The following is a 17,379-nucleotide window of genomic DNA, read 5'->3' on the forward strand; positions in this document are numbered from 1 at the left end:
CTGACGATGCCTGCAGGAAGTATTCTGGTTGCGGATGACGATACGGCGATCCGCACGGTCCTCAATCAGGCGCTGTCGCGCGCGGGATACGAGGTACGCCTCACCGGCAATGCCGCCACTTTGTGGCGCTGGGTGAGTCAGGGCGAGGGCGATCTCGTCATCACCGACGTGGTGATGCCCGACGAGAACGCGTTCGACCTTTTGCCGCGCATCAAGAAGATGCGGCCCAATCTGCCGGTCATCGTGATGAGCGCGCAGAACACCTTCATGACCGCAATCCGCGCCTCGGAGAAGGGCGCGTACGAATATCTGCCGAAACCCTTCGACCTGAAAGAACTGATCGCCATCGTCGGCCGCGCTCTGGCCGAACCGAAAGAGCGGGTCGCCAGCAATGACGACGACGGCGAGTTCGACTCGATCCCGCTGGTCGGCCGTTCGCCGGCGATGCAGGAAATCTACCGTGTCCTCGCCCGCCTGATGCAGACCGATCTGACGGTCATGATCTCCGGCGAGAGCGGTACCGGCAAGGAGCTGGTCGCCCGCGCGCTGCATGACTACGGTAAGCGCCGTAACGGCCCGTTTGTCGCGGTCAACATGGCGGCGATTCCGCGCGATCTCATAGAGTCCGAACTGTTCGGCCATGAGCGTGGTGCCTTCACCGGCGCCAATGCCCGCGCGACCGGACGCTTCGAGCAGGCTGAAGGCGGCACGCTGTTCCTGGACGAAATCGGCGACATGCCGATGGAAGCCCAGACCCGCCTGCTGCGCGTGCTGCAGCAGGGCGAATACACCACGGTCGGCGGTCGCACCCCGATCAAGACCGATGTGCGCATCGTTGCCGCCTCGAACAAGGATCTGCGCATCCTGATCCAGCAGGGCCTGTTCCGCGAAGACCTGTTCTTCCGCCTCAATGTCGTCCCGCTGCGCCTGCCGCCGCTGCGCGAGCGCATCGAGGATCTGCCGGACCTGATCCGCCACTTCTTCGCGCTGGCCGAGAAGGATGGCCTGCCGCCGAAGAAGCTCGATGCCCTGGCACTCGAGCGCATGAAGCAGCACCGCTGGCCTGGCAACGTCCGCGAGCTCGAAAACCTCGCCCGTCGTCTGGCCGCGCTCTATCCACAGGACGTCATCACCGGTCCGGTGATCGATGGCGAATTGGCGCCGCCCGCCGTGGTCTCGGGTGGCAATGCGCCGACCACCGTGGACAATCTGGGTGGGGCCGTGGAGGTCTATCTGGCCTCGCACTTCTCCAGCTTCCCGAACGGCGTGCCGCCGCCGGGCCTCTATCACCGAATCCTGCGTGAGATCGAGGTGCCACTGCTTACCGCCGCGCTGGCCGCGACCCGGGGCAACCAGATTCGCGCCGCCGATCTTCTCGGTCTCAACCGCAACACCCTGCGGAAGAAGATTCGGGACCTGGATATTCAGGTGTATCGAACGGGGGGCTGATGAGACCGTAGGGCGGATGAGGCGAAGCCGTAATCCGCCGCGGAATCTCCGCCTCGAAGTCGGTCGGCGGATTACGCTTCGCTCATCCGCCCCACGGAGACGCTCGGTCAAATCATTCCTGATTTTTCACCGATGAAACGGTGAAAACGACCGTCTTGCGCAATCCGCGGCTGTTCTATGCCGCGGATTTGTCGTAATTGAGCAACATTGTTGTATGATTGCATCAGTGCGCGGCGGACAAATCCGTCTGCGTAAGCGCGGCACGCTCAGCAAAACATCCCGGAATGACCAACGCAGAGACGTCGGCCCAAACTATGAAATCGCCGGTATTTGAACCGTCGGTATTCGAGCCGCGCAGGTGGTCCTTGCGCCGGCTTTTTGCGCCTGTGGCCGTGGTGCTGGCGCTGCTGTCGTCGTGCCTCACTTTCGTCGTGCTCAACGGCCTGACCCCGATCGCGCCCACCCATACGGTGGTCGTCACCTTCCTGATGATCAATGCCGCCACGGTGCTTTTGCTGGTGCTGATCATCGCGCGGGAGATCTGGAAAGTCGTCCAGGCGCGGCGCCGGGGCAGGGCAGCCGCACGCCTGCATGTGCAGATCGTCAGCCTGTTCTCCGTCATCGCCGTGCTGCCGGCCGTACTCGTGTCCATCGTCGCCAATGTGACGCTCGATCGCGGCCTTGACCGTCTGTTCTCAGGCCCGACCAAAGCCGTGATCGGCAACTCGCTGACGGTCGCGCGTGCTTATGTGCACGAGCATGCCCAATTGATCCGCGGCGACATTCTCGGCATGGCGAATGACCTGACCCATATCCGGCCGCTTTACGATCAGGACCGTGGCACGTTTCGTAGCTTGCTGTCAGCCAATGCGACGTCGCGCAATCTTCCAGGCGCCATGCTGATCGACAAGGACCGGCAGGTGCTGGAATCCGCGCAGACCGGTATCCGCCAGGACTTCTCGACGCCGGCGCCGGAATTTCTGCAGAACGTCAACGAGAACGAGCCCGAGATCGCCATCATTCCGGAAGGCAATTACGTTGCCGCGGTGATCCGGCTGCGGGCCTATGACAACACCTTCCTCTATGTGGCACGGTTGCTGGACCCTCGCGTGGTCGCGCAGCTCAAGCAGACCGAAGCCAGCGTTGCCGAATATGCCGAACTGGAATCGCGCAAGCTCGGCATCCAGGTCGCCTTCGGCTTGATGTTCACGGTCATCGCATTGACCGTGCTGATGTCATCGGTTCTGATCGGCCTGAACTTCGCCAACTGGCTGGTGGCGCCGATCCGCCGCCTGATGAGCGCCGCCAATGTCGTCTCGACAGGCGACCTCCACGTTCAGGTGCCGGTGATCCAGTCGGAAGGCGATCTCGCCCATCTCGGCGAGACCTTCAACAAGATGACGTCCGAACTGCGCAGCCAGCGCGACGAACTCGTCAGCGCCAGCGATGTGATCGACAGCCGCCGCCGCTTCATCGAAGCCGTTCTGTCATCCGCGAGCGCCGGCATTATCGGCGTCGATGGATCCAACGTCATCGGCATTCTGAACCGCTCGGCCGAGAAGCTGGTCGGCCATTCGGAATCCGAAGTTCTTGGACATCCGTTGCATGAGATCATCCCTGAACTCGACGAGCTCATGCAGAACGCCCGTGAGAGCTCTCAGCGCCTCGTGCAGGGCCAGATCACCATCGATCGCGAGGGGCGCGAGCGCAATCTGTCCGTCCGCATCTCGGCCGAGCAGACCAGCCAGTCGCGTGATAGCTACATCATCACGCTGGACGACATCACCGATCTCGTCTCGGCGCAACGCACCTCGGCATGGGCCGACGTAGCCCGCCGTATCGCCCATGAAATCAAGAATCCGCTGACGCCGATCCAGCTGTCCGCCGAGCGTATTAAGCGTAAATTCGGCAAGGTCATCGTCGATGACAAGCAGATCTTCGAACAATGCACCGACACCATCGTGCGCCAGGTCGATGATATCCGCCGCATGGTCGATGAATTCTCGCGCTTTGCGCGCATGCCGAAGCCGGTCATCGAAGGCGAGGATGTCGCCGACACCGTCAGACAGGCCGTTTTCCTGATGCGCGTGGGCCATCCCGATCTCGATATAAATGCCGAGATCAAGCAGGAGCCGATGAAGGCGCAATTCGATCGCCGGTTGATTTCGCAGGCGCTCACCAACATCATCAAGAATGCCACCGAGGCGATCGAGGCGGTACCGCCCGAAGAACTCGGCAAGGGCCGCATTGACGTCATAGCGGCGTGCGAGAACGATATGATCGTCATCGATGTCGTCGATAACGGCATTGGACTCCCGACAGCCAATCGCTCCCGCCTGCTCGAACCTTATGTGACAACGCGGGAGAAGGGCACCGGCCTGGGTCTCGCGATCGTCGGCAAGGTGCTTGAGGATCATGGCGGCGGGATCGAACTCGGCGACGCATCCAGCATCCGCGAAGGACAGCGCGGCGCGTGGATGCGCTTGCGGTTTGCCGTCTCCGGACAAAAGGCAGACGCCGAGAAAACAGAAACCGTTGCTGCAAAACCCGAGATCGAAGCCGTTACCGGCAGTTGACCATAAGAAACGTGACCAGGATTTTTTGAGCCATGGCAAATGACATTCTGATCGTCGACGACGAAGCCGATATTCGCGATCTTGTCGCGGGTATTCTGGAAGACGAGGGATTTACGACGCGCACGGCGCGCGACAGCGACAGCGCGCTCAATGAAATCTCGAACCGGCGTCCCAATCTTGTTTTCCTCGACATCTGGCTGCAGGGCAGCAAGCTCGATGGTTTGCAGTTGCTCGAGCAGGTCAAGAAGGACAATCCGGACCTTCCCGTGGTGATGATTTCCGGTCACGGCAATATCGAGACCGCCGTTGCCGCCATCAAACGCGGCGCTTACGACTTTATCGAGAAGCCGTTCAAGGCTGACCGCCTCATCCTGGTGGCCACCCGCGCGCTCGAAACCTCGCGCCTCAAACGCGAGGTTCGCGAACTCAAGCAGATGGCTCCGATCGCCAATGCACTGACCGGCCGCTCGGCAGCGATGAACCAGCTGCGCCAGACCATTGATCGCGCAGCCAAGGCCAATAGCCGTATTCTAATCGTCGGCCCGTCCGGTGCCGGCAAGGAACTGGCCGCACGTACGCTGCACACGGCGTCCGCGCGCGCCAATGGCCCGTTCGTCGTCATCAACGCTGCAGCGATCACGCCGGAGCGGATGGAGTTGGAGCTGTTCGGCACCGAGCAGACCAATGGCGAGCAGCAGCGCAAGGCCGGTGCACTCGAGGAAGCCCATGGCGGCACCTTGTTCATCGACGAGATCGGCGATCTGCCGCGCGAGACGCAGAACAAGATCCTGCGCGTGCTGGTCGATCAGACCTTCATGCGGGCGGGGGGCACGACCAAGGTCAGCGTCGATGTCCGCATCATCTCCTCGACCGCGCGCAATCTCGAAGAGGAAATCGCGGAAGGCCGCTTCCGCGAGGATCTGTATCACCGTCTGTCGGTGGTCCCCATTCGCGTCCCGCCGCTGTCCGAGCATCGCGAGGATATCCCCGAGCTGATCGAATATTTCATGGAGCACATCTCGGCCAATACCGGTCTGCCCAAGCGCCAGATCGGGCAGGACGCCATGGCGGTGCTGCAGTCCCACGTCTGGCCCGGCAATGTCCGCCAGCTCCGCAACAACGTCGAGCGCGTCATGATCCTCGCCGGTGGCGGGCCGGAGGTGATCATCACCGCCGACATGCTGCCGCAGGACGTCGGCTCCATGGTGCCGTCGATGCCGACTTCGAACAATGGCGAGCACATCATGGGCCTGCCGCTGCGTGAGGCCCGTGAAGTGTTCGAGCGCGATTATCTGATTGCGCAGATCAGCCGCTTCTCGGGTAACATCTCGCGCACCGCCGAATTCGTCGGCATGGAGCGGTCGGCCCTGCATCGTAAATTGAAGGCGCTGGGCGTCGGCTAACTCACTCTCACTCACGCAACGGAAATCGACGATGTCGCGTATTGCCTATGTCAACGGCCTCTACCAGAACCTCAGCGACGCCGCGGTCAATGTGGAGGATCGCGGTTATCAGTTCGCCGATGGCGTCTATGAGGTCTGCGAGATCGTCGGCGGCAAGATGGTCGATTTCCCGCGCCACATGGCGCGGCTGGAACGCTCGCTGCGTGAGCTCCGCATCGCTACGCCGATGGCGCTGACCTCGCTGAAGGTCATCATGCAGGAAGTGGTCCGCCGCAACCGCATCAGCTACGGCATCGTCTATCTGCAGGTCACCCGCGGCGTCGCCCATCGCGACCACGGATTCCCGTCGCCCGATGTGAAGCCGAGCGTGGTCGTGACCGCGAAGTCGCTGAATTTCGCCAAGAACCAGGCAGCGGCCGAACGCGGCGTGAAGGTCATCACCACGGCCGAGAACCGCTGGCCACGCGTGGACATCAAGAGCGTCGGCCTGCTGCCGAACGTGCTGGCCCGCCAGGAAGCCCGCGACAAGGGCGCCTATGAGGCCTGGTATGTGGATGATAAGGGCTTCGTCACCGAAGGCGCATCGTGCAACGCCTGGATCATCACCAAGGACGGCCGTGTGATCACCAAGAGCGCGGAGCGTGGCATCCTCTCGGGTATCACCCGGGCCGTCCTGGTCGAGGTGCTGGCGTCGTTGCAACTCAAGCTCGAGGAACGGAATTTTACGCCGAAGGAGGCCGCTGACGCTGCCGAGGCCTTCGTCTCCTCCGCGAGTCAGATTGTCATGCCGGTCATCTCGATCGACGGAAACCCGATCGGCAACGGTAAACCAGGACCGACCGCGCTGCGCCTGCGGCAGGAATTTCACAAATTTGCGGACATCGCGTAGGATTTGCCGCATTTCCAGGCAGGTTTTCCGTGTGGCGGCTTGCCTTCACACGCCGTCTGCCGTCTAATCCCCCTGTTTCGCGCCCCGAGGGGATCTTTGGGCGCGGGACAGTCAGGCGACACCCCTAAGAGGGTGAGCTTGGCGCAAGAAAAGCAACAAAACAGACACAACAGACTTCGGGATTAAGAAAAATGGCGGCAGACCGCGCTCAAAATCTACAGGACACCTTCCTCAACCACGTTCGCAAGACCAAGACACCTCTGACGATCTTCCTCGTGAACGGCGTCAAGCTGCAGGGAATCGTCACCTGGTTCGACAATTTCTGTCTTCTGCTCCGCCGCGACGGCCACTCGCAGCTGGTGTATAAGCATGCGATCTCGACCATCATGCCGGGCGCGCCGATCCAGTTGTTCGAAGGCGGCGAAGAAGCCTGAGCGAACAGCTGAGAGACGCTTGATTGGAATTTCGTAGCTTCGAAGGCAATGCTGCCGACCGCCCCGCGGCCGGCAGCGCATCCACCGGCCGCGTTCTCGTGGTCGGCCCCTATCTGCGCGAACGCCGCGGCGATGCCGAGGCCAGCGCATATGCCCATATTCGCGACACCGAAGCCCGTCTCGAAGAAGCGGTGGGACTCGCACGCGCCATCGAGCTCGAAGTCGTCGAGGCGATCGCCGCGCCGTTGAGCCAGATCCGTCCGGCCACCTATCTCGGCAAGGGCAAGGTCGAGGAGATCGCGGGCGTCATCGCCGCGAACGAGATCGGCATCGTGGTGATGGACTGCGCGCTGTCGCCGATCCAGCAGCGCAATCTGGAAAAGGAATTCAAGGCGAAGGTCCTCGACCGTACCGGCCTCATCCTGGAAATCTTCGGCCGCCGTGCAAAAACGAAAGAGGGCACGCTGCAGGTCGAACTCGCGCATCTCAATTATCAGCGCAGCCGTCTGGTGCGCTCGTGGACCCATCTCGAGCGCCAGCGCGGCGGCTTCGGCTTCATGGGCGGCCCCGGCGAAACCCAGATCGAAGCCGACCGCCGCATGATCGGCGATCGCATCGGCCGATTGGAAGCCGATCTCAAGAAAGTGCAGGCAACACGCCGGCTGCATCGCGCCGGCCGCCAGCGCGTGCCGTATCGTGTCGTGGCACTTGTCGGCTACACCAATGCCGGCAAGTCCACGCTGTTCAATCGGCTCACGCGCGCCGATGTGCAGGCCGAGGACATGCTGTTCGCGACCCTTGATCCGACGCTGCGCGCGCTGACGCTGCCCCATGGCGGCAAGGCGATGCTGTCCGACACCGTCGGCTTCATCTCCAACCTGCCGACCCAGCTCGTTGCGGCGTTCCGCGCCACGCTGGAAGAAGTGCTGGAAGCCGACATCATCCTGCATGTGCGCGACATCAGCCACGAAGATGCCGAAGCGCAGCAGAGCGACGTCGACAATGTGCTGCGCCAGCTCGGCATCGACACCGAGGGTGGCGCGCGCATTCTCGAAGTCTGGAACAAGATCGATCGCTTCTCGGAAGAGGAACGCGAAAACCTCGCAAACATCGCTGCACGGCGCCCGACGGAAAGCCCGGTCTTCATGGTCTCAGCCGTGACCGGCGAGGGCGTGAATGAGCTGCTGACCAGCATTGAGGATCGTCTCGCCGCCACGCGCATCACGCTCGATCTCTCCATCGACGCATCAGACGGCGCCGGCATCAGCTGGCTGCATCGCAACGCCGAGGTGCTGGCAAAGGAGCTGCATGACGGTCATTTCGACATGACCGTGCGCGTCGATGAGACCAAGCGCGATGTGGTGATCAGCAAGTTCGGCGCGGTGCTGCGCGCGATGGAGTAACTCTCCAACTCCATCCCTCATCCTGAGGAGCTGCGAAGCAGCGTCTCGAAGGATGGCCGCAATCTCCGAGCCAGGCCATCTCATGGTTCGAGACGCGCGCAAGGGCGCGCTCCTCACCATGAGGAGAGGAGCGTTACGGCTTCCACTTCGCCTCGTTCCACAGCGCATCCATCTCTTCCAGTGATGCCTCTTCCAGCGTGCGCCCCTTGGCCCGCAGTGCCTTCTCGATATACGCAAACCGCGTCTCGAATTTCACATTGGTCCCGCGCAGCGCCATTTCCGGATCGGCCTTCACATGCCGCGCGAGGTTCACCAGCGCGAACATCAGGTCGCCGGTCTCCTCCGCGATGTGGTCGGGATCGCCACGCTCCAACGCCGCTTCGATCTCATCCGCTTCCTCGCGGATTTTTGCCAGCACCGCGCGCGGATCGTTCCAGTCGAAGCCGACCGTGGAGGCCTTGGCTTGTAGCGCCAGGGCCTGCGCCAGCGCCGGCTGGCTGGCCTTCACGCTGGCCAGTAGCGAGGCGGGGGCGGCAAGATTTTCGCCGCGTCGCGCTGCGCGTTCCGCCTTCTCCTCGGCCTTGATGCGATCCCACACGCCCTTCACGTGGCCCGAGGTGACATTCCCGTCCGCATCGGCAAACACATGCGGATGCCGACGGACCATTTTTCTGGTGATCGCGGTCACGACGTCGCCAAAATCGAACCTGCCTTGCTCGGACGCCATCTGCGCGTGAAACACGACCTGCAGCAGGAGGTCGCCCAGCTCCTCGCAGAGATCGTCGAGATCGTTCCGCGCAATCGCGTCCACGACCTCATAGGCCTCCTCGATCGTATAGGACGCAATGCTCGCAAAGTCCTGTTCCAGGTCCCACGGGCAACCGGTCACCGGCGTGCGCAGCGCGGCCATGATCTCGATCAGGCGGGTGATATCGCGGGAAGGGGTCATGCTTGGCTCCGGAGGCTTGCGATCCCGGTATGCCGTATGCAGGGCGCGATGTGTAGCCTGCATGCAGCGAAGCGGAATGCAGGGACCGGCAGGCATGCGGAAACGCCAGTCCCCGGATTGCGCTTCGCTCCATCCGGGCTACAAGAGGGCCATGACCGACACCTCCACAGCCCTCGTCCTGTTCTCCGGCGGCCAGGATTCCGCCACCTGCCTCGCCTGGGCGCTCGACCGTTTTGCCCGCGTCGAAACCCTCGGCTTCGCTTACGGCCAGCGTCACGCCGTCGAGCTCGACAGCCGCGCCAAGCTCATCGACGGCATGAAGGCCATGAACCCGGTCTGGGCCACAAAAATCGGCGACAGCCACACGCTCGACATCCCGACCCTGTCGGCGATCTCCGACACAGCGCTGACCCGCGACGTCGCCATCGAGATGGGCGCCGACGGCCTGCCCAATACTTTCGTGCCCGGCCGCAATCTCGTCTTCCTGACCTTTGCAGCCGCGCTGGCCTACCGCCGCGGGATCACCGACATCGTCGGGGCATGTGCGAGACTGACTATTCCGGCTATCCCGACTGCCGCGACGACACCATCAAGGCGCTCAACGGCGCACTCAATCTCGGCATGGCCAAGGACTTTACGCTGCACACCCCGCTGATGTGGCTCGACAAGGCTGCGACATGGGGGCTGGCGAATGACCTTGGCGGCGAGGCGCTGACGGGTTTGATCCGCGAGCACTCCCACACCTGCTATCTCGGTGAGCGCGGCGCGTTGCACGACTGGGGCTATGGCTGCGGCAAGTGTCCTGCCTGCGAGCTGCGCGCGAAGGGCTGGCGGGAGTTCAAGGCGACGGCGGTTTAACGCGGTTCTGTAGCCTGGATGGAGCGAAGCGAAATCCAGGGACAGCTGAGCCAGTTGGAACGCCGGTCCCCGGATTGCGCTACGCTTCATCCGGGCTACGCGCGCGTCAATCCGCCGCGAAACTACCGCTCGACAAGCGGCGACTCAGCTACGCTTTCGCCATGGGGACAATCCGGGGCAAAACGCTGGCGGTCGCGCTCGTGGTGACGAGCGCCGCGGGCTGTCTGGCGCGCTCGGCCTCCGCCGCCAATGGTGCCTATGCCGTCGATGCCGCCGACATTTCGGAAGTCGGCTCCTGCAAGGTCGAGAGCTGGTATTCGATGGCGACGAATACCGATTTCGCAGCCGTCGCCAATCCGTCCTGCGTGGTTGACCTCGGCAAGCCTGTCGAGCTCAGCGCACTCACCAATTACAGCCGCTCGGGTGGTGACTATTCGACCACCATCGCCCCCAAGGCGAAGTACAATTTCGAGCCGACGGGCATTGGCAAATTCGGCGTCTCCGTGCTCGGCAGCATGACGTTCGACGCCGTCACCGGCCAGAACACGGCGCTGTTCGCCGAGATTCCGGCGACCTATCGCCTGTCCGAGACCATGCGCATCAATCTCAATGCCGGCTGGCTGTGGGACCGCGTCAATGACTGGCACTATCTCACTTACGGCATCGGCTTCGACTGGAAGTTCACCGACACGCTGCAATATACGGTCGAGCTTTACGGGCAGGCAGGCCGGGCGGACATGCCGAGCGTGGTGCAGCCGCGGCTGCAGACCGGCATCCGCTATCGGCCGAACGAGACCTTTTCGGTCGATCTGATCTATGGCCGGAATATCACCGGCGAAGATTCCAATTGGATCACCATCGGCACGACCATCCGCTTCCCGCCGGAAGGCGGCTCGCGCCAGCGCGAGCCGCATTTGTAGTTACGCCGCGAACGATGCCCGCACGGCTTCCGCTTCCGCAGCGCCCAGACCGGTGAGCGGCGGACGCACGCGCATCCAGCCGTCATTGCCGTAGCGCTTGGCCAGCAGCACCTTCAGCGAGGGCAGTTGCGCATAGCTCGACACCGCGTTGCGGCCGGCCACGATACGCTCCTGCGCGGCTGCGACCTCTGCCGCCTTGGCCGGATCGTTGTAGCCATTGAACACCGTGGCGAGATCGCCGCCGACCAGGTTCGACGTTGCAGTGATGCAGCCCGCCCCGCCCATGGGCAACAGCTTGATCATCAAGGGATCGGCGCCCACCAGCACCGAGAAGCCCGGAAAGCGTTCGACGATAGCGCTCATATTGGCGAAATCGCCGGAGGAATCCTTGATGCCCGTCACAATCTCCGGGAAGCGCTTGCGCAAGCGATCGATGACGTCCAGCGAGATCGGCACCGCCGACATCTGCGGGATGTGATAGAGCACCACGCGCAGGCGTGGATCGTTCACGCGCTCGATCACCGCCGTATATGCATCAACGATGCCGTCATCCGACACGCCCTTGTAGTAGTACGGCGGCAGCATCACGACGGCTTCGACGCCATTGGCCACGGCATGCTTGGTGAGGTCGATCGTCTCCATGATCGACGCCACGCCGGTGCCCGGCAGAAGCTTCGTCGGCGCGATACCCGACTTCACCACGGCTTCGAGCAGCGACTTGCGCTCGGCCGACGACAGCGAATTGGCTTCGCCGGTGGTGCCGAGCATGGCGATGCCCGTGCAGCCATCATCCAGCAGGCGCTGACAGTGGGCGGTGAACAGCCCCTGATCTACCGAGAGATCGGCATTGAAGGGCGTGGTCGCGGCGCAGAACACGCCGGTGGGGAAGGTGGAAGGCATCGTCGGGGTCTTTCGGGTTGCTGGGATGTGTAGCCCGGATGGAGCGCAGCGCAATCCGGGGACCGGCGTTTCGACTATATCTGCTGTCCCCGGATTACGCTGCGCTCCATCCGGGCTACGAAGAGCGAGCCTTACGGCATGATCTGGCCGCCATTGACCTCGATCACCTGGCCGGTGATGTAGCCGCTCATGCTTTCGTCGGCGAGGAACTGATATGCGCCGACGCATTCTTCCGGGGTGCCGATACGGCCGAGCGGGATGGTCTGGCGCGAGGCCTCGAGCTGTTCCGCATTCGAGTAGCGCTGGTGGAACGGCGTCATGATCACGCCCGGCGCCACCGCATTGGCGCGCACGCCGAACGGCGCCAGCTCCTTCGCCAGCACGCGGGTGATGGTGCTCACAAAACCCTTGGCCGAGCCATAGAGGCCCGCACCGCCGCCGCCGCCGTTGCGGGCTGCGACCGAGGTCGTGTTGATGATCGAGCCCGAGCGCTGCGCTTCCATGATCTTGGCGACCTTGCGGCAGGCGAAGAACACCGAGCCGATATTGAGATCGATCACATCGTCATACTGCTCGTCGGTCGCATTGGCGATTGCGGTACGGCCGAACATGGCGCCGGCATTGTTGATCAGCACGTCGATGCGCCCGAGCTTCGCATGGGCTTCCTCGATCACGCGCGCGGCCTCCGCGCGTTCCGAGACGTCGCCACGGATCAGCTCGGCCTTGCCGCCGGTGGCCTGGATGCTGGAAACAACTTCCTGCGCGCCTTCGGGATTGCCGTTGTAGTGCACGATCAGGTTGGCACCGAGGGTGCCGAATTTCTTCGCCACGGCAGCGCCGATGCCCGAGCTCGCGCCAATGATCACAATGGCTTTGCCGTTCAGTCCGTTGGTCACGCAAAAATCCTTTCGAATGTTGCCAGCGTTCGACCACGAATTTTGCAACCTGACAAGTTGCCAGATTTTGTGCACCGCAATACGGTATCTGATCAAATCAACAAAATTCTCTGTTCAAAATCATATAGATAACTGCGACATCGGACGATCCGCGCAATTTTGACATGTTGACAAGTTTGACGCGCCTCGACATGTTCGCCGCAACCTGGCGAGGAAATGTTTCCAACAGAGAGCCGAGCGGATCGATCGAGTTTTCGAATGAAACCTCCGCGCCGTCCTGTGAGCAGCGGTCCCGACTTGATTATGAAGCCGATCGATCCCAGCGAACATCCTAACGCGCCACGCCCGCGTAACGCCGGCGCGTCGCTGGTCGACAAGGTCTATAGCGAGCTCGCCGAGCGCATCGCCAGTGGTGAATACGCAGCTGACCAGAAACTGCCCGGTGAACACGAACTCGCTTCCATCTTCGACGTCTCGCGGCCAGTGTTGCGCGATGCGCTCGGGCGCCTGCGCGAAGATGGTTTGATCTATTCGCGTCAGGGCTCCGGCAGCTTTGTGCAGGCGAGGGGCAAGGCGCCGCAGATCGGTTTTGCGCGGGTCGAGACCATTGCCGACATCCAGCGCTGCTTCGAATTTCGCATCAGCATGGAAAGCGACGCCGCGCATTTCGCAGCACTTCGCCGCAGCGACGACAATCTGGTGCAGATGGAAGCCGCCCTCGGCCTGCTGCGCGAGGCGACCAAGAACCGCAAGCATCGCGAGGACGCCGACTACGCGTTCCATCTCGCGATCTCCGAGGCGACCAACAACCACTATTTCGCGACCTCACTGAACGCACTGAAGGATCATGTCGCTGTCGGCATGAAGCTGCACGGCCAGTCGCTGATGGGCCCGCAGCCCGGTCTCGAAGCGGTGTTCGAGGAACACAGCAGCATTTTTGAAGCCATCCGTGACCGCGACGCCGAGGCCGCGCGCACGGCCATGCGTCTCCATCTCGAGACCTCGCGCGACCGCCTGTTTGAAGGCCGTTTGCTCGATCTCTCGTTCCGGTAGACGAGGAGAATGATTTGACCGACCACGCAACGTTCTTGGCCACGCTCACCGGCATCGTCGGCGACAGCTACCTCATCGGACCCGGCGGCGATTTCGAGCCTTATGTGGTGGACTGGCGCGGCCGCTATCACGGCAGCGCACTGGCCGTGGTGAAGCCCGGTTCGACGCAGGAAGTGTCCGCCGTCGTGAAGGCCTGCGTGGCCGCGGGTATCGCGATCGTCCCGCAGGGTGGCAACACAGGCATGTGCGGCGCGGCCACGCCGCTTGGCGACCGCGACATGATCGTGCTGCGCCTCGATCGTCTCAACAAGATCCGTAGCGTCAGCCGGCTTGGCGACTCTATCGCCGTCGATGCCGGCTGCATCCTGGCCGATATCCAGAAGGCCGCAGACGATATCGACCGCCTGTTTCCCCTCAGCCTCGGCGCCGAGGGCTCCTGCCAGATCGGCGGCAATCTCTCCACCAATGCCGGCGGCACCGCAGTGCTGCGCTATGGCACCACGCGCGAGCTTTGTCTGGGCTTAGAGGTGGTCATGCCCAATGGCGAAATCCTCGACGGCATGACGGCGCTGCGCAAGGACTCGACCAGCTTCGACACCAAGCAGCTTTTCATCGGCGCCGAAGGCACGCTCGGCATCATCACCGGCGCGGTGCTGAAACTCTTTCCAAAGCCGCGGGCGAGGGCAGTAGCCTTCGTCAAGCTGAACAGCATCGATGCGGTGCTCGACCTGCTCGCCCAGGCGCGTACCGATCTCGGCGATCGCCTCGGCGCCTTCGAGGTGATGTCGCGCGGCCAGATCGACGTGATTGCCGAAAACCTGCCGCTCGTCACCATCCCGTTCGAGCTGGATACGCCCTGGTATGTGCTGATCGAACTGGTCGACACGCTGCTGTCCGTCGATCTCAACGAAGCCATGGAGACCATGCTCGGCAATGCCTATGAGCGCGAGCTGATCGCGGACGCGCTGGTGGCTTCCAGCGAGACCCAGGCGGCCACCTTCTGGAAGATCCGCCACAGCGTCTCAGAAGGCAGCAAGGCTGCAGGCTACGTCATCTCGCATGACAGTGCGGTGCCACTGTCGCAGCAGGCGACTTTCGTGAAGCAGGTCGAGAAACGCATCGCCGAATATAGGCCCGATGCGCGCATCGTGATGCACGGCCATATCGGCGACGGCAATATCCACGTGCTCGCGATCATTCCCGGCTTCAAGCAGGACCAGAAGAACGAGATCGCCGAGACGATTCTTGCCATCAACACCATCGTCGATGAGGAAACCGCAGCCCTCGGCGGCAGTATTAGCGCCGAGCACGGCATCGGCATCGCAAATCGCGAGCGCCTCGGCCGCGTTGCCAATCCCGTCGAGCTGAAGCTTTTGCGCAGCGTCAAGGCGATGCTCGACCCCAACGACATCATGAACCCCGGAAAGGTGCTGCCGGCACAATGACGCCGCAGCTTCGACTGCTGAACGAAAATCGATACGAGAAGAGGATACCCATGAAGATCAAATCCATCCTGATGGCTGCGGCCATCGCGCTCGGTGCCGGGCAGGCCCACGCACAGGACGCCAAATACCCGACCAAGCCGATCACCATCGTGGTGCCGTTCGCGGCGGGTGGCACCGTGGACATCATCGCCCGCATGGTCGGTGAGCACCTGCAGAAGAAGCTCGGCGCCACTGTCGTCGTTGAAAACATGGGCGGCGCCGGCGGCAATATCGGCGTCAACCGCGTCGCCAAGGCACAGCCGGACGGCTACACGATCGGTCTCGCCTCGACCTCGCCGCTGGCGATCGCGCCGTCACTCTATGGCAGCAAGCTGCAGTTCCAGCCGGCGAAGGACCTCGTTGCCTTCACCCAGGTCAGCCAGGTCCCGAACGTTCTCGTTGTGAACCCGGACCGCATCAAGGCCCGCACCGTTCCGGAGCTGATCGAATACATCAAGGCCAATCCGGAGAAGGTGACGTTTGGCTCGTCGGGCCCCGGCACGTCGCAGCATCTCGCGGGCGAGCTGTTCCAGCAGATGACCGGCACCAAGATGATCCACGTGCCCTACAAGGGCTCCAGCCAGATGGTCACCGACCTGATCTCGGGCCAGATCGACATCGCCTTCGACAATGTGCCGCTGCTGCTGCCGCATGTCGCCGGCGGCAAGCTGGTCATGCTCGCCACCGCTACGCCGAAGCGCGCCGAATTCGATCCGAAGGTGCCGGCCGTCGCCGAATTCCTGCCGGGTTTCGAGGCCGTTGCCTGGCACGGTTTCATCGCGCCGATCGCGACGCCGAAGCCGATCGTCGACAAGCTCTCGTCCGAGGTGCGCGAATTCATGAGCCTGCCGGAGACCAAGAAGAAGATGTCCGAACTCGGCGCCACTGCCGTGGCGATCCCGCAGGATGAATTCACGACATACATCGCCAGCGAGACCGCGCGCTGGAAGACCGTGATGGAGAAGGCCAACGTCACGATGAACTAAAGCTCTGATGTAGCCCGGATGGAGCGCAGCGAAATCCGGGAACCAGAGCTTCGGCAATTCGCCGGTCCCCGGATTACGCTTCGCTTCATCCGGGCTACGACATGACGCACCACGCTTCCCGGCGTGGTGCGTCACCCCAAATCGAGCACCCACAAACGGGGCCGATTCAACCCACTGGAGGAACGACCCATGAGACTGCTCTCAACCTTGACGGCTGCCTGCCTCACGTTCGGCGTGCTCACGCCAGCCTCGGCGCAGGATGCGAATTATCCCAGCCGCGCCATCACCACCATCGTCCCATTCTCCGCAGGCGGCACCGCCGACATTCTCGGCCGTATGGTGGCAGAGCATTTGCAGAAAAAGATGGGCGCCACCATCGTCGTGGAAAATGTCGGCGGCGCCGGCAGCATCATCGGCGTCACCCGCGTCGCCAAGGCGCAGCCCGACGGCTACACCATCGGCGTGGCGAGTACGTCCGCGATGTCGATCAATCCGACCATCTATGGCGCCAAGCTGAGCTACAATCCCGAGAAGGACCTGGTGCCGATCGCCCAAGTCAGCATGGTCCCCAATGTGCTCGTGGTGAACCCGACCAAGATCGCCGCGCGCACCGTGCCGGATCTCATCGCCTATCTCAAAGCCAATCCGGGCAAGGTGACATTCGGCTCGGCCGGGCCGGGGACATCGCAACATCTCGCGGGTGAGCTATTCCAGCAGATGACAGGCACCAAGATGGTTCACGTGCCCTATAAGGGTTCGAGCCAGATGATGCCGGACCTGCTCAGCGGCCAGATCGACCTGTCCTTCGACAATGTCCCGCTGCTGCTGCCGCATGTCACCGGTGGCAAGCTGGCGATGCTCGCCACAGCCACGCCGAAGCGTGCGGAGTTCGATCCCAACCTGCCGGCCGTCGCCGAATTCCTGCCGGGTTTCGAGGCCGTCGCCTGGCACGGCTTCATCGCGCCCACGGGCACGCCGACGGCGATCACCGACAAGCTCTCGGCCGAGATCCGCGCCTTCATGCAGCAGCCTGAGACGAAGAAGAAGATCTCCGAACTCGGCGCTGTCGCGATGGACGTGGATGGCCCGACTTTCGGCAAATACATCGCCAGCGAAACGGCACGCTGGAAAGGCGTCATCGAGAAGGCAAATATCACGATGAACTAGAACTCTGATGTA

14 protein-coding genes and 1 pseudogene are annotated in these 17,379 nt (G+C 62.6%); 12 read left to right on the forward strand and 3 right to left on the reverse strand.

Annotation, left to right across the window (positions count from 1 at the left end; translation table 11 throughout):
* Positions 1-6: 6 nt before the first annotated feature.
* From ntrC to hflX, 6 genes are all read left to right on the forward strand, one after another.
* Positions 7-1,449 carry a nitrogen regulation protein NR(I) gene (gene ntrC, locus RPMA_RS14975; RefSeq protein WP_211908174.1) on the forward strand — a complete coding sequence of 481 codons (1,443 nt, stop codon included), beginning with the start codon at positions 7-9 and terminating at the stop codon, positions 1,447-1,449.
* A gap of 284 nt (positions 1,450-1,733) precedes the next feature.
* Positions 1,734-4,025: a sensor histidine kinase NtrY-like gene (locus tag RPMA_RS14980; RefSeq protein ID WP_211908176.1), complete on the forward strand. Its 2,292-nt coding sequence runs from the start codon at positions 1,734-1,736 to the stop codon at positions 4,023-4,025.
* Positions 4,026-4,057: 32 nt separating this feature from the next.
* On the forward strand, positions 4,058-5,428 hold the full coding sequence (ntrX, locus tag RPMA_RS14985; protein WP_211908178.1) for a nitrogen assimilation response regulator NtrX: 1,371 nt from the start codon (positions 4,058-4,060) through the stop codon (positions 5,426-5,428).
* A gap of 31 nt (positions 5,429-5,459) precedes the next feature.
* Entirely contained in the window at positions 5,460-6,317 is an 858-nt protein-coding gene (locus RPMA_RS14990) for a D-amino-acid transaminase (protein WP_211908180.1), read from the forward strand.
* A gap of 191 nt (positions 6,318-6,508) precedes the next feature.
* Positions 6,509-6,751 carry an RNA chaperone Hfq gene (gene hfq / locus RPMA_RS14995; RefSeq protein ID WP_211908183.1) on the forward strand — a complete coding sequence of 81 codons (243 nt, stop codon included), beginning with the start codon at positions 6,509-6,511 and terminating at the stop codon, positions 6,749-6,751.
* A gap of 23 nt (positions 6,752-6,774) precedes the next feature.
* Complete coding sequence (gene hflX, locus RPMA_RS15000; RefSeq protein WP_211908185.1) at positions 6,775-8,154, forward strand: GTPase HflX; 1,380 nt, start codon at positions 6,775-6,777, stop codon at positions 8,152-8,154.
* Between the two features lie 133 nt (positions 8,155-8,287).
* Here the strand turns inward: hflX and mazG are convergent, their stop codons facing one another.
* Positions 8,288-9,103 (reverse strand): nucleoside triphosphate pyrophosphohydrolase, encoded by an 816-nt coding sequence (gene mazG / locus RPMA_RS15005; protein ID WP_211908187.1) that lies wholly within the window; start codon positions 9,101-9,103, stop codon positions 8,288-8,290.
* 151 nt (positions 9,104-9,254) lie between these two features.
* On the opposite strand from mazG, the pseudogene queC reads away from it, so the two are divergent.
* Positions 9,255-9,961 (forward strand): annotated as a pseudogene (gene queC / locus RPMA_RS15010) (7-cyano-7-deazaguanine synthase QueC).
* 161 nt (positions 9,962-10,122) lie between these two features.
* Entirely contained in the window at positions 10,123-10,881 is a 759-nt protein-coding gene (locus RPMA_RS15015; RefSeq protein WP_249225203.1) for a hypothetical protein, read from the forward strand.
* Here the strand turns inward: RPMA_RS15015 and RPMA_RS15020 are convergent, their stop codons facing one another.
* Both RPMA_RS15020 and RPMA_RS15025 read right to left on the reverse strand, forming a co-directional pair.
* Complete coding sequence (locus tag RPMA_RS15020; protein ID WP_211908189.1) at positions 10,882-11,781, reverse strand: dihydrodipicolinate synthase family protein; 900 nt, start codon at positions 11,779-11,781, stop codon at positions 10,882-10,884. It lies immediately after the preceding gene.
* Positions 11,782-11,912: 131 nt separating this feature from the next.
* Complete coding sequence (locus RPMA_RS15025; protein WP_211908191.1) at positions 11,913-12,677, reverse strand: SDR family NAD(P)-dependent oxidoreductase; 765 nt, start codon at positions 12,675-12,677, stop codon at positions 11,913-11,915.
* Between the two features lie 303 nt (positions 12,678-12,980).
* Here RPMA_RS15025 and RPMA_RS15030 point away from each other — a divergent pair, with 303 nt between their 5' ends.
* The 4 genes from RPMA_RS15030 (at position 12,981) to RPMA_RS15045 (ending at position 17,367) form a co-directional block, all read left to right on the forward strand.
* The gene (locus RPMA_RS15030; protein ID WP_211908193.1) at positions 12,981-13,730 is read left to right on the forward strand and encodes a FadR/GntR family transcriptional regulator; all 750 of its coding nucleotides are present in this window, start codon (positions 12,981-12,983) and stop codon (positions 13,728-13,730) included.
* A gap of 14 nt (positions 13,731-13,744) precedes the next feature.
* On the forward strand, positions 13,745-15,175 hold the full coding sequence (locus RPMA_RS15035) for an FAD-binding oxidoreductase (protein WP_211908195.1): 1,431 nt from the start codon (positions 13,745-13,747) through the stop codon (positions 15,173-15,175).
* A 50-nt stretch (positions 15,176-15,225) separates the two neighbouring features.
* Positions 15,226-16,200, forward strand: a complete 975-nt coding sequence (locus RPMA_RS15040; RefSeq protein WP_211908197.1) for a Bug family tripartite tricarboxylate transporter substrate binding protein — start codon at positions 15,226-15,228, stop codon at positions 16,198-16,200.
* 189 nt (positions 16,201-16,389) lie between these two features.
* Positions 16,390-17,367 carry a Bug family tripartite tricarboxylate transporter substrate binding protein gene (locus RPMA_RS15045; protein ID WP_211908199.1) on the forward strand — a complete coding sequence of 326 codons (978 nt, stop codon included), beginning with the start codon at positions 16,390-16,392 and terminating at the stop codon, positions 17,365-17,367.
* Positions 17,368-17,379 lie beyond the last annotated feature (12 nt).

Origin of the sequence: Tardiphaga alba, from assembly GCF_018279705.1 — a bacterium.
Lineage (GTDB): Bacteria > Pseudomonadota > Alphaproteobacteria > Rhizobiales > Xanthobacteraceae > Tardiphaga > Tardiphaga alba.